Origin of the sequence: Rhodococcus pyridinivorans (genome assembly GCF_900105195.1) — a bacterium.
Classification (GTDB): Bacteria; Actinomycetota; Actinomycetes; order Mycobacteriales; family Mycobacteriaceae; genus Rhodococcus; species Rhodococcus pyridinivorans.
Window position 1 is genome coordinate 4,938,458 of sequence record NZ_FNRX01000002.1, and the last position, 20,098, is coordinate 4,958,555.

12 protein-coding genes, 1 tRNA gene, 3 rRNA genes and 1 riboswitch are annotated in these 20,098 nt (G+C 64.9%); of the genes, 6 read left to right on the top strand and 10 right to left on the bottom strand.

Annotated features, from left to right (window positions below):
• Nucleotides 1-84: 84 nt before the first annotated feature.
• Nucleotides 85-576 carry an inorganic diphosphatase gene (locus BLV31_RS23490; RefSeq protein WP_006550524.1) on the top strand — a complete coding sequence of 164 codons (492 nt, stop codon included), beginning with the start codon at nucleotides 85-87 and terminating at the stop codon, nucleotides 574-576.
• Nucleotides 577-644: 68 nt separating this feature from the next.
• Here BLV31_RS23490 and BLV31_RS23495 read toward each other — a convergent pair whose 3' ends face one another.
• Nucleotides 645-1,475 carry a crotonase/enoyl-CoA hydratase family protein gene (locus BLV31_RS23495; protein ID WP_033096936.1) on the bottom strand — a complete coding sequence of 277 codons (831 nt, stop codon included), beginning with the start codon at nucleotides 1,473-1,475 and terminating at the stop codon, nucleotides 645-647.
• Between the two features lie 117 nt (nucleotides 1,476-1,592).
• On the opposite strand from BLV31_RS23495, the gene BLV31_RS23500 reads away from it, so the two are divergent.
• From BLV31_RS23500 to BLV31_RS23510, 3 genes are all read left to right on the top strand, one after another.
• Nucleotides 1,593-2,801, top strand: coding sequence for an RNA-guided endonuclease InsQ/TnpB family protein (locus tag BLV31_RS23500; RefSeq protein WP_064061085.1), 1,209 nt, complete (start codon nucleotides 1,593-1,595; stop codon nucleotides 2,799-2,801).
• A gap of 91 nt (nucleotides 2,802-2,892) precedes the next feature.
• The gene (locus tag BLV31_RS23505; RefSeq protein WP_006550527.1) at nucleotides 2,893-3,366 is read left to right on the top strand and encodes a YbaK/EbsC family protein; all 474 of its coding nucleotides are present in this window, start codon (nucleotides 2,893-2,895) and stop codon (nucleotides 3,364-3,366) included.
• A 218-nt stretch (nucleotides 3,367-3,584) separates the two neighbouring features.
• Nucleotides 3,585-4,115, top strand: coding sequence for a winged helix-turn-helix domain-containing protein (locus BLV31_RS23510; protein WP_006550528.1), 531 nt, complete (start codon nucleotides 3,585-3,587; stop codon nucleotides 4,113-4,115).
• A gap of 62 nt (nucleotides 4,116-4,177) precedes the next feature.
• Here BLV31_RS23510 and BLV31_RS23515 read toward each other — a convergent pair whose 3' ends face one another.
• A complete protein-coding gene (locus BLV31_RS23515) occupies nucleotides 4,178-4,795 on the bottom strand; it encodes an LLM class flavin-dependent oxidoreductase (protein WP_081263447.1) in 618 nt (205 codons plus the stop codon).
• Between the two features lie 208 nt (nucleotides 4,796-5,003).
• Nucleotides 5,004-6,317 carry an aminotransferase class V-fold PLP-dependent enzyme gene (locus tag BLV31_RS23520; RefSeq protein WP_039957820.1) on the bottom strand — a complete coding sequence of 438 codons (1,314 nt, stop codon included), beginning with the start codon at nucleotides 6,315-6,317 and terminating at the stop codon, nucleotides 5,004-5,006.
• 68 nt (nucleotides 6,318-6,385) lie between these two features.
• Nucleotides 6,386-6,503: riboswitch (SAM riboswitch) on the bottom strand.
• Between the two features lie 165 nt (nucleotides 6,504-6,668).
• Between BLV31_RS23520 and BLV31_RS23525 the strand changes: the two genes are divergently transcribed.
• Both BLV31_RS23525 and BLV31_RS23530 read left to right on the top strand, forming a co-directional pair.
• A complete protein-coding gene (locus BLV31_RS23525) occupies nucleotides 6,669-10,574 on the top strand; it encodes a Pls/PosA family non-ribosomal peptide synthetase (protein WP_064061086.1) in 3,906 nt (1,301 codons plus the stop codon).
• Entirely contained in the window at nucleotides 10,541-11,920 is a 1,380-nt protein-coding gene (locus tag BLV31_RS23530; RefSeq protein WP_033096938.1) for a M1 family metallopeptidase, read from the top strand. Before BLV31_RS23525 ends, BLV31_RS23530 begins: the two co-directional genes overlap by 34 nt.
• Here the strand turns inward: BLV31_RS23530 and BLV31_RS23535 are convergent.
• The 7 genes from BLV31_RS23535 to BLV31_RS23565 form a co-directional block, all read right to left on the bottom strand.
• Nucleotides 11,917-12,447, bottom strand: coding sequence for a putative immunity protein (locus BLV31_RS23535; protein ID WP_006550533.1), 531 nt, complete (start codon nucleotides 12,445-12,447; stop codon nucleotides 11,917-11,919). The two genes, BLV31_RS23530 and BLV31_RS23535, sit on opposite strands and share 4 nt — an antisense overlap.
• A 143-nt stretch (nucleotides 12,448-12,590) precedes the next feature.
• Nucleotides 12,591-12,707: ribosomal RNA gene (rrf, locus tag BLV31_RS23540) — 5S ribosomal RNA — on the bottom strand.
• A gap of 108 nt (nucleotides 12,708-12,815) precedes the next feature.
• A 23S ribosomal RNA gene (locus BLV31_RS23545) occupies nucleotides 12,816-15,950 on the bottom strand.
• A 304-nt stretch (nucleotides 15,951-16,254) separates the two neighbouring features.
• Nucleotides 16,255-17,776, bottom strand: a 16S ribosomal RNA gene (locus tag BLV31_RS23550).
• The 16S, 23S and 5S rRNA genes sit together here, the layout of an rRNA operon.
• A gap of 495 nt (nucleotides 17,777-18,271) precedes the next feature.
• On the bottom strand, nucleotides 18,272-18,469 hold the full coding sequence (locus BLV31_RS23555) for a hypothetical protein (protein ID WP_006552400.1): 198 nt from the start codon (nucleotides 18,467-18,469) through the stop codon (nucleotides 18,272-18,274).
• A gap of 265 nt (nucleotides 18,470-18,734) precedes the next feature.
• A tRNA-Thr gene (locus BLV31_RS23560) sits at nucleotides 18,735-18,810 on the bottom strand.
• A 62-nt stretch (nucleotides 18,811-18,872) separates the two neighbouring features.
• Nucleotides 18,873-20,060 (bottom strand): DNA polymerase III subunit delta', encoded by a 1,188-nt coding sequence (locus BLV31_RS23565; protein WP_006552401.1) that lies wholly within the window; start codon nucleotides 20,058-20,060, stop codon nucleotides 18,873-18,875.
• Nucleotides 20,061-20,098 lie beyond the last annotated feature (38 nt).

A 20,098-nucleotide genomic window follows, 5' to 3' on the forward strand; every position in this document is an offset into this window, starting at 1 on the left:
GCGACCGTTATCCTCTCTGCGGACCATCACCGCAGATACGGATGTCGTATCCGCCGGAAAAACACCGACGAAGTGAGGCAAGGCGTGGAGTTCGAGGTCACCATCGAGATCCCCAAGGGACAGCGGAACAAGTACGAGGTCGATCACGAGACCGGACGCGTCAAGCTCGATCGTTACCTGTACACCTCGTTCGGCTACCCGGCCGACTACGGCTACATCGAGAACACCCTCGGTGAGGACGGCGATCCGCTCGACTGCATGGTCCTGCTGCCCGAGTCGGTCTTCCCCGGCGTGATCGTCGAGGCCCGCCCCGTCGGCATGTTCAAGATGGTCGACGAGGCCGGTGGCGACGACAAGATCCTGGCCGTCCCGGCCGGCGACCCGCGGTGGGATCACGTCCAGGACATCAGCGACGTCTCGCAGTTCGAGCTCGACGCCATCAAGCACTTCTTCGTGCACTACAAGGATCTCGAGCCGGGCAAGCACGTCGAGGCCGCCGACTGGGTCGGTCGCGCCGAGGCCGAGGCCGAGGTGACCGCGTCGGTCGAGCGCCTGAAGAACAACGGCGGGCACTGACACCGAGCCTGTACAACGCGGATCCCCCGGACGATGCGATCGTCCGGGGGATCCGTCGTCTGCGGGGTCTATTCGCCCTTGAACTGCGGCGGGCGCTTCTCGAAGACGGCGGTGATCGCCTCGGTGAGGTCCTCCGACGGCAGGAACGCCGCGTTCCACGCCGCGACGTAGCGGAGGCTGTCGTCGACCTGCGGCGAGCGCGTGTGGTCGAGGACGTTCTTGATGCCCTGGACGACGAGCGGCGGGTTGGCGGCGATCTCCGCGGCGGTCGCGTGAGCGGCGGCCAGCACTGCATCGGCGTCGTCGTGGACGTCGTTGACGAGACCGATCTTCTCGGCGCGGGCGGCGTCGATGTCCTTGCCCGTGAGCGCGAGCTCGCGGACGTGACCGTCGCCGATGATGAGCGGGAGCCGGGCGAGGGTGCCGACGTCGGCGACCATTCCGACCTTGACCTCGCGGACGCTGAACTTCGCGTCGGCGCTCGCGTAGCGGATGTCGGCGGCGGAGATGAGGTCGACCGCTCCGCCGATGCACCAGCCCTGGACCGCGGCGACGACCGGCTTGCGGCAGTCGGCGACGGCCGTGATGGCCGCCTGCATGTTCTTGATCAACGTGTGGAAGTCCGTGCGCGGCTTCGCGAGCGCCTTGCCGGAGACGACGGCGCCGAGGCTGCCGCCCATGGCGACGAGGTCGAGGCCGTAGGAGAAGTTCCGGCCGGAACCGGCGAGGACGACGGCGCGGACCTCGGGGTCGGCGTCGAGCTCACCGAACAGGACGGGCAATTCCGCCCAGAAGTCGGGGCCCATGGCGTTGCCCTTGCCGGGGCCGATGAGCGTGACCTGTGCGACGTGATCCTTGCGTTCGACGGTGAACGCTTTCCAAGGCGAGAGATCGGACATTGTGTGTTCGGCGGCTCTCGGCCCTCACAAGGGTGAGAACCGCCGTCCTCCTTCCAGGGTCGGGCTTGTGATGGTGACGACGGAATCTGTCGGTGGGCGTCGATAGCGTGCCCGGGCATGGGGGTCGAGGTTGTGCGTTACAACTTCCGGTTGCGTGCGGGCAGCAGCGCCGAACGCGCGCTGCTCGACGAATGGCATCGCTGCAGGTTCCTGTGGAACGAAGCCGTGCACCTCCAGAAGACGGGCGCACGACCCACTTCCGGGAAGCTGAGCAAACAGCTGACCGAGACGCGCAGACGATCGGCGTGGTTGCGGGCCGGCTCCCAGGTCGCTCAACAACAGACGTTGCGGACCTACGCTCGTGCGCTCGACTCGTCGTTCGCGGTGAAAGGACGTAACCGCCCGAAGTTCAAGTCCCGGAAGGCAACGTCGCCGACTCTCGAGTACACCCGTCGCAGCTTCCGGATCCAGGAAGGCCGATTGCGCTTGCCGAAGGGCGTCACAATTCCGGTGGTGTGGTCGCGGAAACTGCCATCCGGACCGTCGAGTGTGCGCATCACCCGCGACTCGGCCGGAGATTGGTACGCGTCGTTCGTCGTCACCCGCAGCACCGAACCTCCGGCTCCGGCGCCGCCTGGTTCGGCGATCGGTGTCGATTGGGGAGTGACCCACACGGCGACCACCACCGACGAGCGGTTCGACCTGCCGCACCGGGGTCATCGCAAGCGTTGCGCGGCGGAGCTGGCGAAGGCGCACCGAACCATGGCTCGCCGACGCAGACCCAAGGGAAGCCGACCGTCCAACGGATACCGGCGAGCCCGCAAACGTGCGTCGCAGGTGCAGAAGAAGGCCGCTCGGCGGAACCAGCACGAGGCACGGATGTGGGCGCGCGGGGTGGTCGCACACCACGCACTGATCGCCGCGGAGGATTTCCGCCCCCAGTTCCTCGCCCGATCCACGATGGCGAGGAAAGCGGCGGACGCCGCGATCGGCGCTGCGAAGCGCGAACTCGTCGAGCAGGGCACGCGGGCCGGCCGGAAGGTGGTGCTGGTACGGCCCGCATACACGTCGATGACGTGTTCGAGATGTTTCGCGAGAGCCAAGCAACGCCTCGAACTCGGCGAACGAACCTTCCGATGCTCGGCCTGCGACTACAGCGCATGCCGGGACCGGAACGCTGCCAGAGTGATTCTGGCTGTAGCGGAGCGTGGCCACACCGGTGTCGACGACGTCAGACAGGCGGATCACCTCCTGGGTGGTTCGGTTGCGGTCCGAGCCGGGAATCTCCTGCCTTCTGGCAGGAGAGGCGTTAATACCGAAGGGTAACTTGTTTACGTACGGACTGTATCGAGCCACCCCACGACGACGCGTCCTCGGAACCGCGCCCATCCGGCGGCGATTTTCCTACTCTTGATCCATGACCAGGTCGCTGCATCCGAATGCCCACCGCGTCTCGGACACGCTCATCGCCCGCGGCCATCACGGTCTGATCGTCCAGCAGCCGGAGACCGTGCACACCGCTGAGCAGGCCGCCGCCGCGGTCGGTGTCGAGGTGGGCGCGATCGTGAAGTCGCTCGTCTTCCTGCTCGATGACGACCCGATCCTGCTGTTGGTGTCCGGGGCGCATCGCGTGTCGGTCGAGCGGACCGGCGAGCGGCTCGGCGGCGAACTCGTGCCGGCCTCCTCCGACCTGGTCACGGAGGTCACCGGCCAGCCGCTCGGTGGCGTCGCACCGCTCGGTCATCCCACGAACCTGCCCACCTACATCGACCGTGCGCTGCAGCTCCACCCGGATCTGTGGGCGTCGGGTGGATGCCCGAACACACTGTTCCGGACCGTCTATTCGGAGCTCATGCGCATCACTGCGGCGATCGACGTCGACGTGGACTGAGACCGTCCACCTACCGGTACACCGGCATCTCCATCCGGGTACACTTTCCGTCGTGACAGTCCGAGCGTGGAGCCGCAGGCATGTCGACCTGTGTCGTACCCGCTCGTGCCTCTGTGCGTTCTGAGATCCGCACCATCCCTTCCTCTTTTCCGGCGCCGCACTGCTGCGGGTAGTTGCCTGCCCGGCGCCGTTCACCTTCCGACCAGCGGAGCCCTTCCATGACCACGTCCTCCATCGAGAACCCGGCCGGCAGCTCGGTCGATTCCCCCGAACTCGTTCTCATCGTGCAGATCTCGGACACGAACGCCGGGTCGGCGGGCGATCTCGCCGCCCTCGCCGATGCTCTGCGGGAGACCGCGCTCGATCTGCTCCCGGGTGCGCGCACCCACACTCTTCTCAGCCCCGGCCCGACCCCTCTGGTCATCGATCTGCCGGCCCGGGGGCTGGTGCTCGACAATCAGCGGGTCGAGTTGAGTCACAGCGAATTCGAGATCCTCGCGCACCTGGTGCGTCGGCCCCGCGTCGTGGTGTCCCGCGCGGCATTGAGGCCGCTCGGCGCCGGATACTCGGAGAACGACGACTTCGACACCGACCGCGGCAACCGCAGTGTCGACGTCCATGTCTCCCGGATCCGTTCCAAGCTGGGACGTTTCGGCAACATCATCACCACTGTCCGCGGGTCGGGCTACCGGTTCGATCCCGATCCGCGCGTACACGTCGTCGAATCACTCGACCGCCGTACGGCGTGAACGCATGCGAAGGAGGGGCAGGAGTCGAAACTCCTGCCCCTCCTTCGCAATACCGATTCGTGTCAGGAAGCGCGCACGGATGTCCGAGCGCCCTCACCGAACCGGCGCAGGACCTCGACGACGGTCGGCGAGACCTCGACGAGGCCGCGCGACTCCAGCCACGGCAGCGTTCCGTCGACGAGATGCTCGACGGTGAACGGCGCGGCGAGCGGGATCAGCGTGACGCCGTCGGCGACCTGCACGGCATGGATGTCCGCGATCAGCCCGGCGAGACCGTGCGGCGTTCCGACATAGGACAGCGTGCCGGCCTCCCCGCGAGTCGATTCCGGGCGGGTGCGCCGGGTGCGGGCGGTGCGGGCATCGGAGGCGAGGACGATCTCGACGTCGACGAGCACCGTGACCGAATCGGGATCGCGGCCCTCCTCGGCGGCCTCTGCGCGGATGCGGTCGCGCAGTTTCCCGGCTTCACGCAGGTCGGCGGCACGCACCCGCACGACGTTGGATACATCGGCGCTGAGGTCGAGCGGCGGGTCGCCGACACGTCCCAGGGTCAGGTCGGCCCAGTAGTCGGGCCCGGAGTGACCGGTGAGTTCGACGGCGACGCGCAACGGCCGGATCGCGGCGGACTCGACGACGGCCGGGTCTGCGGATACAGGGGTGACGGTGGATGAGACGGACATGGGATGCCTCTCGGTACGGGCCGCGGAGCGGCACGGAGGGATCGGCCTGTGAGCCGGAAGACTGTGAGGGAGAAGACCTTCAGTCCGGACAGATTCCCGATGCCGTACGGCAGAGGTCGACATGGCGACGGCACCAGCGTGCCGCAGCGATCGTCCTCGTCCGTCCCATGCGAATTACCCTACTGATCCTATGGGGAATTGTCGACCGTTAGACGCACGGAGATGCGTCGCCGTCGGTCGCTCCGAGGCCGGGACGCGTCTCCGGCGAGGGGTTCCACACGCCGGCGGTCTTCGCGTGCACCCACGTCGGCCCGTTCTCGACCAGCAACCGGAGCGCTCCGAGGAGTCGCTCGACATCGTCGGACGAGCTGCCGAGTCCGAGCGACGCCCGGACGGCTCCGCCGGCACGACCGACCCGCGCGAGCAGCGGGTGGGCGCAGAAGCGTCCGTCACGGACGCCGATGCCGTACTCGGCGGACAGATAGGAGGCGACGTGGCCGGGCTCGTAGCCGTCGACCGTGAAGGTGACGATCCCGACACTGTCGGCCGAATCGTTCCACAGCCGAAGCACTTCCACGCCGTCGATGGCCTGCAGACCGTCGACGAGCAGGGCGCACAGGGCCTCCTCGTGACGGATCACCGCGTCGGCGTCGAAACCGGCGAGCGCATCGCACGCGGCGGCAAGGGCGGCGACGCCGAGCACGTTGGGGGTGCCGGCCTCGTGACGCGCAGGGGCGCAGGACCATTCGGTGTGATCGAGGCGCACCTCGCGCACCGCGCCGCCACCGGCGAGGTACGGCTCGGCGGCGTCGAGCCAGTCTCGGCGGCCGACGAGCACTCCCGCACCGAACGGCGCGTACAGCTTGTGGCCGGAGAAGGCGAGGTAGTCCACACCGAGCTCGACGAGATCGACACGGCGATGGGGCACGAGCTGCGCACCGTCGACGAGGATCCGGGCACCGGAAGCGTGTGCGAGCTCGGCGAGTTCGGCGATCGGCAGGACCTCACCGGTGACGTTGGAAGCACCGGTGACGGCGAGCAGGGCCGCGGGTGCGCGCTGCAGTTCGACCGCGAGACGCCATACCGTCTCGGAGACGGTGTCCGCAGCCTCGACGATGCGAGAGTTCTTCCAGGGCAGCAGATTCGCATGGTGCTCGATGTCGAGCACCACGACATCGCCGGGCACCGCACTCGCGAGCAGGTTCAGCGAATCGGTGGTGTTGCGCGTGAAGACAACGACCTGGTCGTCGGCCGCGCCGACGAAGCGCGACACGGAGGAGCGGGCGTCCTCGTAGGCGGTGGTGCTGATCCGCGAAGCGTATCCGGCGCCGCGGTGCACGCTCGCATAGAAGGGCAGCAGCTCGGTGATGCGGTCGGTGACGGCGGACAGCGCCGGTGCGCTCGCCGCGTAGTCGAAGTTCGCATAGGTGCAGGTACCCCCCTGGACGAGCGGAACCTGCACGTCACAGCCGGAAACGGTGGCAAAGGGAGCGATGCAGGTGGTGGTGGCTACAGCAGTCATGACAAGTCCCTTGTGTACTCGGGGACCCGCCGGTGACGCCTACGACGGAGAATTCTCGTCGCCGGCGGAGTCCGCGCTTGCCGTGTCCGGTAGTGGATTCACGGCCCGGTCGTCACCCGGAGCACCCCACCGCGGTTGGAGGGTTGCCGACCAGCTAGCCGGGGCTTGACGCTGGTACTCATGACCTGGCGAAGAGAATGGCAGGACGACCGGGCCGTGTCAACCCCGCACAGCTCCGCGTCGCCCGGCACCGCACGACGCCGACACGCGTTCTGCGCGCCGAACGTTCACCTGCCGTCCACCCGGACGTGAGATAACCGGAAGCACCATCGAGCAGAAGGACCCGCGGAATTGCCAGCCATAACCTCGACCCCCGTCGGCCGGTCCCCCATCCCCGACGAGTTCCTCCGCGCGTCGCACGCTCCACCCGCCCGCACCCTCGTCGACCTGCTGCGGAGCACTGCCGAAGCACATCCCGACGCCCCCGCGATCAACGACGGCGCGACGGTCCTCGAATACGCCGAACTGGTCGAGGCGGTGATCGCCGGTGCGTATGCGCTGAACGACGCGGGCGTCGGGGCCGGCGACAGGGTCGGGGTCCGCATGACCTCCGGGCGCAGCGACCTGTATGTGACGATTCTCTCCATTCTCGCCGCGGGCGCCGCGTACGTCCCCGTCGACGCCGACGATCCCGACGAGCGGGCCGAACTCGTGTTCTCGGAAGCGCAGGTCACCGCCATCGTCACGGACGAGGGCATCGGACCGGGCACGGCCGCGCCGTCGGGCACCCCGGTGGTGCGGGGCCCGAACCTCGATGACGACGCGTGGATCATCTTCACCTCCGGTTCAACCGGAACACCGAAGGGTGTCGCCGTCACCCACCGCAATGCGGCGGCCTTCGTCGACGCGGAAGCGCGAATGTTCTGCCAAGGGGAGCCGCTCGGTCCCGGCGACCGGGTCCTGGCCGGGCTGTCCGTGGCGTTCGACGCCTCGTGCGAGGAGATGTGGCTCGCCTGGCGGCACGGCGCCTGCCTGGCTCCGGCGCCCCGCGCGCTCGTCCGCTCCGGCATGGACCTCGGGCCGTGGCTCGTCTCGCGCAACATCAACGTCGTCTCCACGGTGCCCACCCTCGCGGCGATGTGGCCGGCCGAAGCCCTCGAGGCGGTGCGTTTGCTCATCTTCGGTGGCGAGGCCTGCCCACCCGATCTCGTCGAACGTCTCGCGGTTCCGGGACGCGAGGTGTGGAACACCTACGGCCCCACCGAGGCGACGGTCGTGGCCTGCGCGTCGCTGATGGACGGCACCGGACCGGTCCGCATCGGCCTGCCCCTCGACGGATGGGATCTCGCCGTCGTGGACGCCGACGGCAACCCCGTCGAGGAGGGCGCGACCGGTGAACTCGTCATCGGTGGTGTCGGCCTCGCGCGCTACCTCGATCCGGCGAAGGACGCCGAGAAGTACGCTCCGATGCCCACGCTCGGCTGGGACCGCGCCTACCGCAGCGGTGATCTCGTGACGCTCGACCGCGCCGGTCTGCTGTTCCAGGGACGCGCCGACGACCAGGTCAAGATCGGTGGCCGCCGCATCGAACTCGGCGAGGTCGACAACGCACTGCAGAACCTGCCCGGCGTGGCGGGCGGTGCGTGCGCGGTCCGCAAGACGGCCGCGGGACATTCGATCCTCGTGGGATACCTCGCCTCCACCGATCCGGACTTCGACATCGCGTCGGCCCACGACCTGCTGTCCGAACAACTCCCGGCCGCGCTCGTCCCCCGACTCGCGCTCGTCGACGAACTGCCCACCCGCACGTCCGGCAAGGTCGACCGCAACGCTCTGCCGTGGCCGCTGCCCGGCGCCGATGCCGACTCGGTGGAAGCACTCGGTCTCGCTCCCACCGCCGAATGGGTCGCCGAACTGTGGACCGACATCCTCGGCGCCCGGATCGAGGGCGTCGACGACGACTTCTTCGAACTCGGCGGTGGTTCCCTCGCGGCGGCGCAACTCGTCACGGCGCTGCGGAGCCGGTATCCGGAGATGACCGTCGCAGAACTGTACGACCACCCGAGGCTCGGATCGCTCGCCGTCTATCTCGACGAACTCGCACCGACGGAAGCGGCGACACCGCGAGAGGTGATGCCGGTGCCGCGACTCGCCCAGCTCGGGCAGATCGCGGTGACCGCCGTCCTCACCACCCTCACCGGACTGCAGTGGGTGACCTGGCTGGCGATCCTGAACAACATCGTCGCGCTCGTCGTCGACGTGCCGTGGACCGTCACCCTGTCGTGGTGGTGGGTCGCGCTCGGTGTCCTGCTGTTCCTCACGCCCGTCGGGCGCATGGCGATCTCCGTCGCGGGTTCGCGTCTGCTCCTGCGCGGCATAGAGCCCGGAAGCTACCCACGCGGTGGGAGCGTCCATCTCCGGCTGTGGACGGCTCTGCGACTGTCCGAGGCCGTGGGTGCCGTGAACATCTCGAGCGCTCCCTGGATGCGGCAGTACGCGCGGGCGCTGGGAGCGAAGGTCGGCCGCGACGTCGACCTGCACAGTCTTCCACCGGTCACCGGTCTCCTCGAACTCGGCGACGGGTGTGCCGTCGAGCCGGAGGTGGACCTCGGCGGCTACTGGGTGGACGGCGACCTCGTCCACATCGGAAGCATCCGGATCGGTGCCGGCGCCACGGTGGGCGCCCGCTCGTTCCTGGCCCCCGGCGCGCGGATCGGTAAGGACGCCGAAGTGGAGGCCGGATCCGCGGTGTTCGGTCGCGTGAAGGCCGGGCAGAACTGGTCGGGCTCCCCCGCCCGCAAGGCCGGCAAGGCCGACCGGCCGTGGCCCGCCGCGACACCGCCGCGGGGCGGCAGGTGGGTGCCGGTCTACGCGCTGTCGTCGATCCTGCTCGGCGGCCTGCCCGTCGTCTCGATCGCCGCCGGGGTCGCGCTGCTCGTGTGGTGGGTGCACGACACCCCCACCGTCTCCGACGCCGTGGTGCACTCCCTGGCGATGCTGCCCGTCGCGGCGCTGCTGACGATGTTCGTCTTCGCCCTGCTCACCCTGACGGCCGTGCGACTGCTTGCCGTCGGGATGACCGAGGGCTGGCATCCCGTGCGCAGCCGCGTGGGCTGGCAGGTGTGGTTCACCGAGCGCCTCATGGACTCCTCGCGCACCTTCCTGTTCCCGCTCTACGCGTCGATGCTCACCCCGATCTGGCTCCGATTGCTCGGCGCCGACATCGGTAAGGACGTCGAGGCGTCGACCGTGCTGATGGTTCCCAAGTTCACCAAGGTCGCCGATGGAGCGTTCCTCGCCGACGACACGATGGTCGCCTCCTACGAACTCGGCGGCGGGTGGCTGTACATCTCGCATGCGAAGGTCGGCAAGCGTGCCTTCCTCGGCAACTCGGGTATGGCGGCGCCGGGTCGGCGCGTCCCGAAGCACGGGCTCGTCGCGGTGCTCTCCGCGGCTCCGGAGAAGGCGAAATCCGGCTCGTCGTGGCTGGGCAGTCCCCCGGTGCGCCTGCGGCGCGCAAGCGGTGACAGCGACGCGAGCCGCACCTTCGCACCGCCGCTGAAACTGAAGATCGCGCGCGGCGCGGTGGAGACCTTCCGGCTCGTGCCCATGGTCGTCACCTACGGCATCGGGCTCGGTGTGCTCTTCGCACTCAACACCCTCGCCGTGCACTGGGGCTATCTCGCCGCTGTGTTGCTGGGCGGTCTCGTGCTCATGGTGGCCGGAGCCGTGGCGTGCCTCGTGACCGTGATCGCGAAATGGCTCGTCGTCGGCCGGATCGGACGCGTCGAGCACCCGCTGTGGAGTTCGTTCGTGTGGCGCAACGAGGTCTCCGACACCTTCGTGGAGACCGTGGCGGCACCGTGGTTCGCCCGGGCCGCGGCGGGCACCGCCGTGATGAACCTGTGGCTGCGCGCGCTGGGGTCGAGGATCGGGCGCGGTGTGTGGTGCGAGAGCTACTGGCTGCCCGAGGCCGACCTGGTGTCCCTGGGCGACGGTGCGACCGTCGAACGCGGTTGCGTTGTACAGACCCACCTGTTCCATGATCGGATCATGTCCATGGACACCGTGACCCTCGGCGCCGGCGCCACGCTCGGCCCCCAATGCGTCGCGTTGCCCGCCTCGGGCATCGGCGACGGTGCCACCGTCGGCCCGGCCTCGCTGGTGATGCGCGGCGACGTCGTCCCGCCGTCCACTCGCTGGCAGGGCAATCCGATCACGCCGTGGACCACGCCGAACGACTGGTCGCCGCGGTGAAGCCCATCAAAGCCGCCAAGCCCGTCGCGCCGGTCGCCGCGGACCGGCCGCTCGACCCTTATCTGCCCGAGAGCGGGAACCGCGGCTACCGGGCCTCCCGCTACGAACTCGAACTCACCTACAAGGTCGTGTCCAATCGGCTCGACGGCCGGGCGAAGATCATCGCCACGACTACGGACGTGCGCGCCAAGTATTCGCTCGATCTCGCGCAGTCGATGCGAGTCACGAAGGTGACCGTCAACGGGCGACGTCCCGCCAAGTTCGCGCATCGTGGCGGCAAGCTCACCGTCACCCCCGCCGAGAAACTCCCTGCCGGGGCGGTCCTCGTCTTCGGTGTGCAGTACTCGGGAACCCCCACCCCACTGCGGACCATGTGGGGTGAGGTCGGCTGGGAAGAACTCGACGAGGGTTCGCTCGTCGCGAGTCAGCCCAACGGCGCACCCACCTGGTTCCCCTGCGACGACCATCCCGGTTCGAAAGCCACCTACCGCATCGCGGTCACCACCGACGCTCCGTTCGTCGCGATCGCGAACGGCACCCTCGTGCACAAGACCACGAAGGCGAGTCGCACCACCCGCGTCTACGAGCAACCCGAACCCATGGCGACCTATCTCGCCACGGTCCAGACCGGGCACTACGAGATACGCACCCTCTCAAACGAACCCGTGCCCCAGTACGGCATCCATCCGCCTCGGTTGCGCGCGGCGTTCGATCGGGACTTCGCTCGCCAGACCGAGATGCTCGAGTTGTTCACGCGCCTGTTCGGCCCGTATCCGTTCGCGCACTACACCGCTCTGGTGACCGACGACGACCTCGAGATCCCCCTCGAAGCACAGGGATTGTCGATCTTCGGCGCGAACTTCTGCGACGGCACCGGCCGCGAGGAACGGCTCGTCGCACACGAGTTGGCGCACCAGTGGTTCGGCAACAGCCTCACGCTGAACCGTTGGTGCGACATCTGGCTCCACGAAGGATTCGCGTGCTACGCGGAGTGGTTGTGGTCGGAGAACTCGGGCGGCAGGTCGGCGCATGCACATGCGCTCGACGCCCACCGGGGTCTGGCCCGCAAGCCGCAGGACATCCTGCTCGAGGATCCGGGCCCGAAGGACATGTTCGACGACCGCATCTACAAGCGCGGAGCACTGACTTTGCACGCCCTGCGAGTGCAGCTCGGCGACGAGCCGTTCTTCACCCTCCTACGGACGTGGACCGCGGAACACCGGCACGGCAACGTGACGACGGCGCAGTTCAAGGATCTCGCCGCACGTTTCTCGGACGTCTCGCTCCGGCCGCTGTGGGAGGCGTGGTTGAGCACGCGAGAGCTTCCCCCGGCACCGACCGCCTAGTTCCGAGGGCGCAGAGATGCATCCAGTGCGCTCATCAACTGTCCGACACGACTTCTCGAGGTAGGGGCGATCGGATATCTGGACAGGACGTCGACCACCACGGGGGTCGCACGGCGCCGGGCGTCGTCGAGCGAGTCCTCAGCTGCCGTCGGGTCTCCGCCCGCACGGAGTTCGGCGATGCGAGCGACACTCGCAGCGGTACGCAGGATGTGCCCGACCTGAGTGGCCTTCGCGATCGGGTGCAGATAGGCAGCCGCGGCGGCATCGCCGGCACACCGCGCGGCGAGGGAAGCCGCTTCCGTCGGTGCATCCTTCGCAGCTCGGTGGGCATCCAGGGCGGCGACGCGCTGGAGTCTCGTTCGTCGCGCACCGTCGACGAATTCTCGCGCCGCATCGAGTGCTGAACGTGGACGACGGTCCTCGGGCACGGATTCCTCGAAGACGGGAAGCACGTCCTGTGCACTCTCCGTCACGTATCGGACGACCGCCCGCAGTTCGTCCATGGTGAGTTCGAAATCACCGGTCACGCTTGTCGCCGGCCCGTTCCGCCCCACGTATCCGAGCATAGCCCGACCGAATGTCCGCGTACGAAAAAAGGGGACCCGCGAAAGCGGCTCCCCTCCTCAAAGCCGAAGACCCCCAACAATGTTGGGGGTCTTCGGTAACGGGTGTTCGGCGGTGTCCTACTCTCCCACACCCTGTCGAGTGCAGTACCATCGGCGCAGACAGGCTTAGCTTCCGGGTTCGGAATGGGACCGGGCGTTTCCCTGTCGCTATGACCGCCGTAACTCTATGAAACAATAACCACGCAGATTCCTCGAATCACCTGCTGATGCAGGATTTTCGGATCTGTGTGTGTTGTTTCAGATACCGCACAGTGGACGCGTAACATCTTCGTGGTAAGTCCTCGGCCTATTAGTACCGGTCACCTCCACCCATTGCTGGGCTTCCAGTTCCGGCCTATCAACCCGGTGGTCTGCCGGGGGCCTTACCCCCTCGAGGGGGTGAGAAACCTCATCTTGGAACAGGCTTCCCGCTTAGATGCTTTCAGCGGTTATCCCTTCCGAACGTAGCCAACCAGCCATGCCCCTGGCGGGACAACTGGCACACCAGAGGTTCGTCCGTCCCGGTCCTCTCGTACTAGGGACAGCCTTCCTCAAGTTTCTAACGCGCGCGGCGGATAGAGACCGAACTGTCTCACGACGTTCTAAACCCAGCTCGCGTGCCGCTTTAATGGGCGAACAGCCCAACCCTTGGGACCTACTCCAGCCCCAGGATGCGACGAGCCGACATCGAGGTGCCAAACCATCCCGTCGATATGGACTCTTGGGGAAGATCAGCCTGTTATCCCCGGGGTACCTTTTATCCGTTGAGCGACACCGCTTCCACATGCCGGTGCCGGATCACTAGTCCCGACTTTCGTCCCTGCTCGACCTGTCAGTCTCACAGTCAAGCTCCCTTGTGCACTTGCACTCGACACCTGATTGCCAACCAGGCTGAGGGAACCTTTGGGCGCCTCCGTTACATTTTGGGAGGCAACCGCCCCAGTTAAACTACCCACCAGGCACTGTCCCTGAACCAGATCATGGTCCGAGGTTAGAGGTCCAATACGATCAGAGTGGTATTTCAACAACGACTCCACCCATACTGGCGTATGAGCTTCACAGTCTCCCACCTATCCTACACAAACCGAACCGAACACCAATACCAAGCTATAGTGAAGGTCCCGGGGTCTTTTCGTCCTGCCGCGCGTAACGAGCATCTTTACTCGTAATGCAATTTCGCCGAGTCTGTGGTCGAGACAGCAGAGAAGTCGTTACGCCATTCGTGCAGGTCGGAACTTACCCGACAAGGAATTTCGCTACCTTAGGATGGTTATAGTTACCACCGCCGTTTACTGGGGCTTAAATTCTCAGCTTCGCGGATTGCTCCGCTAACCGGTCCTCTTAACCTTCCAGCACCGGGCAGGCGTCAGTCCGTATACATCGTCTTACGACTTCGCACGGACCTGTGTTTTTAGTAAACAGTCGCTTCTCTCTGGTCTCTGCGACCACCCCCAGCTCGGACCGCAAGGGCCGTCACCGAGCGTGGTCCCCCTTCTCCCGAAGTTACGGGGGCATTTTGCCGAGTTCCTTAACCACAGTTCTCTCGATCGCCTCGGTATTCTCTACCTGACCACCTGTGTCGGTTTGGGGTACGGGCCGTGTACCAACTCACTAGAGGCTTTTCTCGGCAGCATAGGATCACTGAATTCCCCTCAACGGGTACGCATCACCTCTCAGGCTGCATGAATGGCGGATTTGCCTACCATTCGCCCTACCGGCTTACACCAGGTACTCCATCACCTGGCCCAGCTACCTTCCTGCGTCACCCCATCGCTTGACTACTACAATCAGGGTCCCGTGCAGCCATCCCCACAATTCCCGAAGGAACAGCGGAAACTTTTGGACGGTTAGCACAACTGATTCGCCATTGGGCGCGAATACACGGGTACGGGAATATCAACCCGTTGTCCATCGACTACGCCTGTCGGCCTCGCCTTAGGTCCCGACTCACCCTGGGCGGATTAACCTGGCCCAGGAACCCTTGGTCATCCGGCGGACGAGTTTCTCACTCGTCTTTCGCTACTCATGCCTGCATTCTCACTCGCGCAGCCTCCACACCTGGATCACTCCGGCGCTTCCACGGCTGCACGACGCTCCCCTACCCACCCACACCACTGCACACGTTCCCGCAGGAACGAATGGGTGTTGTGTGAGTGCCGCGGCTTCGGCGGTGTACTTGAGCCCCGCTACATTGTCGGCGCAGAACCACTTGACCAGTGAGCTATTACGCACTCTTTCAAGGGTGGCTGCTTCTAAGCCAACCTCCTGGTTGTCTCAGCGATCCCACATCCTTTTCCACTTAGTACACGCTTAGGGGCCTTAGCCGGCGATCTGGGCTGTTTCCCTCTCGACTACGAAGCTTATCCCCCGCAGTCTCACTGCCGCGCTCTCACTCACCGGCATTCGGAGTTTGGCTGATTTCGGTAAGCTTGTGGGCCCCCTAGACCATCCAGTAGCTCTACCTCCGGTGAGAAACACGCGACGCTGCACCTAAATGCATTTCGGGGAGAACCAGCTATCACGGAGTTTGATTGGCCTTTCACCCCTACCCACAACTCATCCCCTCAGTTTTCAACCTAAGTGGGTTCGGGCCTCCACGACGTCTTACCATCGCTTCACCCTGGCCATGGGTAGATCACTCCGCTTCGGGTCTAGAACATGCCACTACATGCGCCCTATTCGGACTCGCTTTCGCTACGACTACCCCACACGGGTTAACCTCGCGACATGCCACTAACTCGCAGGCTCATTCTTCAAAAGGCACGCCATCACCCACCACGAACTGAATCGTGCATCGGCTCTGACGGATTGTAAGCGCACGGTTTCAGGTACTATTTCACTCCCCTCCCGGGGTACTTTTCACCTTTCCCTCACGGTACTAGTCCGCTATCGGTCACCAGGGAGTATTCAGGCTTATCGGGTGGTCCCGACAGATTCACACCGGATTTCACGGGCCCGGTGCTACTCGGGTACTTCTCACGAGAGCCGGCAAGTTTTCGTCTACGGGATTCTCACCCTCTACGACAGGCCGTTCCAGACCACTTCGACTAACCAACCGGTTTTTTACTCTCGCCCGTCATGACAGTGACGGGAAGAAAAGCCCCACAACCCCGAATACACAACCCCTGCCAGGTATCACATGTACTCGGTTTAGCCTCATCCGCTTTCGCTCGCCACTACTCACGGAATCACATGTTGTTTTCTCTTCCTGTGGGTACTGAGATGTTTCACTTCCCCACGTTCCCTCCACACACCCTATATATTCAGATGCGGGTAACACGACATCACTCGTGCTGGGTTTCCCCATTCGGAAATCCTCGGATCACAGCTCGGTTGACAGCTCCCCGAGGCATATCGCAGCCTCCCACGTCCTTCATCGGCTCCTGGTGCCAAGGCATCCACCGTACGCTCATAAACACTTACAACAAAGATGCTCGCGTCCACTGTGCAGTTCTCAAACAACACACAACAACCCCTACCGCAAGAAAACTGATTTCCTTGTTTCGCGGATCATCGTCGCTGATCAAACACATTGCGTGTTCTCTCAGGACCCAACAGTGCACCGATATAACCACCGCACACCACCACTATCGGATGATGCATACGCGGTGATGGTTGTCAGCGTTCCACCCATGAGCACCACCGGATTACCTGTGAATCCGTAATGGCTCTGCCTGCATGCGTTTACCGTCCCCGACTACTCGGGGTGCATGAGGAGTTGCTCCTTAGAAAGGAGGTGATCCAGCCGCACCTTCCGGTACGGCTACCTTGTTACGACTTCGTCCCAATCGCCGATCCCACCTTCGACGGCTCCCTCCCACAAGGGGTTAGGCCACCGGCTTCGGGTGTTACCGACTTTCATGACGTGACGGGCGGTGTGTACAAGGCCCGGGAACGTATTCACCGCAGCGTTGCTGATCTGCGATTACTAGCGACTCCGACTTCACGGGGTCGAGTTGCAGACCCCGATCCGAACTGAGACCGGCTTTAAGGGATTCGCTCCACCTCACGGTATCGCAGCCCTCTGTACCGACCATTGTAGCATGTGTGAAGCCCTGGACATAAGGGGCATGATGACTTGACGTCGTCCCCACCTTCCTCCGAGTTGACCCCGGCAGTCTCCTGCGAGTCCCCACCATCACGTGCTGGCAACACAGGACAAGGGTTGCGCTCGTTGCGGGACTTAACCCAACATCTCACGACACGAGCTGACGACAGCCATGCACCACCTGTCTACCGGCCACAAGGGAAACCACATCTCTGCAGTCGTCCGGTACATGTCAAACCCAGGTAAGGTTCTTCGCGTTGCATCGAATTAATCCACATGCTCCGCCGCTTGTGCGGGCCCCCGTCAATTCCTTTGAGTTTTAGCCTTGCGGCCGTACTCCCCAGGCGGGGCGCTTAATGCGTTGGCTACGGCACGGATCCCGTGGAAGGAAACCCACACCTAGCGCCCACCGTTTACGGCGTGGACTACCAGGGTATCTAATCCTGTTCGCTACCCACGCTTTCGCTCCTCAGCGTCAGTTACTGCCCAGAGACCCGCCTTCGCCACCGGTGTTCCTCCTGATATCTGCGCATTTCACCGCTACACCAGGAATTCCAGTCTCCCCTGCAGTACTCGAGTCTGCCCGTATCGCCTGCAAGCCCGCAGTTGAGCTGCGGGATTTCACAGACGACGCGACAAACCGCCTACGAGCTCTTTACGCCCAGTAATTCCGGACAACGCTCGCACCCTACGTATTACCGCGGCTGCTGGCACGTAGTTGGCCGGTGCTTCTTCTCCCACTACCGTCACTTGCGCTTCGTCATGGGTGAAAGAGGTTTACAACCCGAAGGCCGTCATCCCTCACGCGGCGTCGCTGCATCAGGCTTGCGCCCATTGTGCAATATTCCCCACTGCTGCCTCCCGTAGGAGTCTGGGCCGTGTCTCAGTCCCAGTGTGGCCGGTCGCCCTCTCAGGCCGGCTACCCGTCGTCGCCTTGGTAGGCCATTACCCCACCAACAAGCTGATAGGCCGCGGGCTCATCCTGCACCGAAAAACTTTCCACCCCAGAACATGCATCCCGAGGTCATATCCGGTATTAGACCCAGTTTCCCAGGCTTATCCCAGAGTGCAGGGCAGATCACCCACGTGTTACTCACCCGTTCGCCACTAATCCACCCAGCAAGCTGGGCTTCATCGTTCGACTTGCATGTGTTAAGCACGCCGCCAGCGTTCGTCCTGAGCCAGGATCAAACTCTCCGTTGAAGACTCACAATCACCCCAAAAAAGGGGCAATCAGTCAAAGACAAAAGAGTCAAATCACTAGCAAAAAAACTCAAACTAGCTCAAACACTGATCATCCCAGACGGAAGAATGAGACGATCAGCAAATACCCACCCCATCGAAACGATGGAGCGGAGTACCAAAAATATTTGGCACTGACATTCATCGGCACACTGTTGAGTTCTCAAAGAACACGCACACACCATCGCTCCCGAACCTTCCGGTTCGTTCACTCCGGGGTGACTGTTCATCCAAGGGCCTTCCGGCTCTCGGGCACGGCTCCAAACCTTACCAGAAGGTTTCGAACCAGTGAAATCTGCAGGCGCCTTCGTCCAACCTCGTTGTCCCGTTCCTCTCGGCCCGGGTCGGTGTCCGTGTCGCTCTGACCTGGAATAAGTTACGCGAACATCTCCGAGAACACCAAATCGCCAGGTCAAAGCTGGTTTATCGACTTACGAAGCGTCGTTGTGAGGGTGTTCAGGGGACCCAGTACTTCGCCGCGAGGTGCTGGACGATCGGATCGTCCTCGCCGGCCTGCTCCAGCATCGCGAGGTCGCTGCGGAGATCCATGAGGCGAGGGTCGTCCCCTTCGGCGTCGCCGATCGGCCGGCCTCCGTCCTCGGCGCGCTGCCGCAGGATCTTCTCCCGAACCCGGTCCTTCAACGACTCAGCCATGAGAGAAGCATGCTGCGCGGTGACGGGGTTGTCGAGGATTTCGGCGCCGTGTCCGAGACCGCTCTCGTGCGCGCCGATAGTCGCGGTCGCTTCGCGTCAACGGTCCTTGTCCCGGAAGACCCGGACGGCCATGGGCAGCACCACGGCGAGAGCACCGATGATCAGGACCAAGGAGAACAGTTCCATCAACATGTCTCCATCATCCGTGCGAATCGCACAGCGCGCAGAAACGTCGAAGGCCCCTCACCGTGGTGAGGGGCCTTCGTGGAGCTGCCTGTCGGAATCGAACCGACGACCTTTTCATTACGAGTGAAATGCTCTACCGACTGAGCTAAGGCAGCGAGCCTTTCGGCGTCCGAAGTCTAGCGGACTACCCCCACCCCGACGCAAACCGGCACTTCGGCTACCGGAACGCCGAGCTCAACCGGGCTGCGAGCGCCGCGAGAGCGAAGCGGGGTTTGACGTTCTGGGCGAGCGCCTCCCGGCAGTCGAGGATGGCCTCGATGCACTCGAGCAGCGACTCCGGCCGGGTCCTCGACGCGAGGTCGACCGCACGATCCGACATGTCCGGATGGTTGAGCGTGACCCGCGATCCGAAGGCGTGCACCAGTGCGTCCCGGTAGAGACCGGCGAGATCGATCAGGGCTCGGTCCATGATGTCGCGCTCGGTTCGCGTCTTCCGCGACTTCTGAGTGCGTTCGAGTTCCTTGAGGACCCCGGCCGAACCGCGAAGCGCACCCGCGGCACCCTTGCCGGTACCGCCGGCACCGAGCGCGGTCTTCAGCTCTTCGGTCTCGTGCTCGTCGCGCTCCGCACTGATCTCCTTCGCCTCGGTCTCGGCGCTGCGGCCGAGGTCGTCGGCTGCGGAGTAGGTGGTGGCGGGGCGAAGGACCGCGCCGGCGACAGCGAGGGCACGTGCCCGGTTGTCGCGGGCGCCCTCGTCGGTGGCCAACCGTCGGGCCCGGCCGACGTGGCCTGCGCTGACGGATGCGGCCCACTGCGCCGTCTTCGGATCGATGCGGTCGGTGGCCTCGAGGACGCGCGCGATGGCGTCGGCGCTGGGAGTGACCAACCCGATGTGACGGCAGCGCGAGCGCAGCGTCACCGAGATGTCCTCTGGATCGACCGACGGCGCACACAGGAGGAAGACCGTTCGCTGCGGAGGTTCCTCGACCACCTTCAGCAGCGCGTTCGCGGCGCCTTCGGTGAGACGGTCGGCGTCCTCGATCACCACGACCTGCCATCGGCCCGTGCTGGGACGCCGCGACGCGACCTGCACGATGTCGCGCATCGACTTGACGCTGATCGTCAGTCCCTCGGGCACGACCCGCCGTACGTCGCCGTGGGTGCCGGCCATCGTGGTGGTGCAGGCGTGGCATCGCCCGCAGCCGGAAGTTTCCTCGTCGGTGCACTGCAGGGCGGCGGCGAAACACAGCGCCGCGACCGAGCGACCGGACCCGGGAGGACCGGTGAACAGCCACGAGTGCGTCATCGCCGACCCGGTGTCGCCCCGACGGGCAGCTACCGCGGCCGCGACGAGTTCGGTCTCGACATCGCGTTGACCGACGAGACGATCGAAGACCCCGGGCATGCGCTCAGCCTAACGACCGGGTCCGACGGGTCCGGATC

Coding starts and splice junctions, on each gene's coding strand:
- BLV31_RS23495 (WP_033096936.1), bottom strand. CDS start 1,475: ATGTCCGATCTCTCGCCTTGGAAAGCGTTCACCGTCGAACGCAAGGAT.
- BLV31_RS23515 (WP_081263447.1), bottom strand. CDS start 4,795: ATGTCCGTCTCATCCACCGTCACCCCTGTATCCGCAGACCCGGCCGTC.
- BLV31_RS23520 (WP_039957820.1), bottom strand. CDS start 6,317: ATGACTGCTGTAGCCACCACCACCTGCATCGCTCCCTTTGCCACCGTT.
- BLV31_RS23505 (WP_006550527.1), top strand. CDS start 2,893: ATGACCAGGTCGCTGCATCCGAATGCCCACCGCGTCTCGGACACGCTC.
- BLV31_RS23510 (WP_006550528.1), top strand. CDS start 3,585: ATGACCACGTCCTCCATCGAGAACCCGGCCGGCAGCTCGGTCGATTCC.
- BLV31_RS23565 (WP_006552401.1), bottom strand. CDS start 20,060: ATGCCCGGGGTCTTCGATCGTCTCGTCGGTCAACGCGATGTCGAGACC.
- BLV31_RS23500 (WP_064061085.1), top strand. CDS start 1,593: ATGGGGGTCGAGGTTGTGCGTTACAACTTCCGGTTGCGTGCGGGCAGC.
- BLV31_RS23555 (WP_006552400.1), bottom strand. CDS start 18,469: ATGGCTGAGTCGTTGAAGGACCGGGTTCGGGAGAAGATCCTGCGGCAG.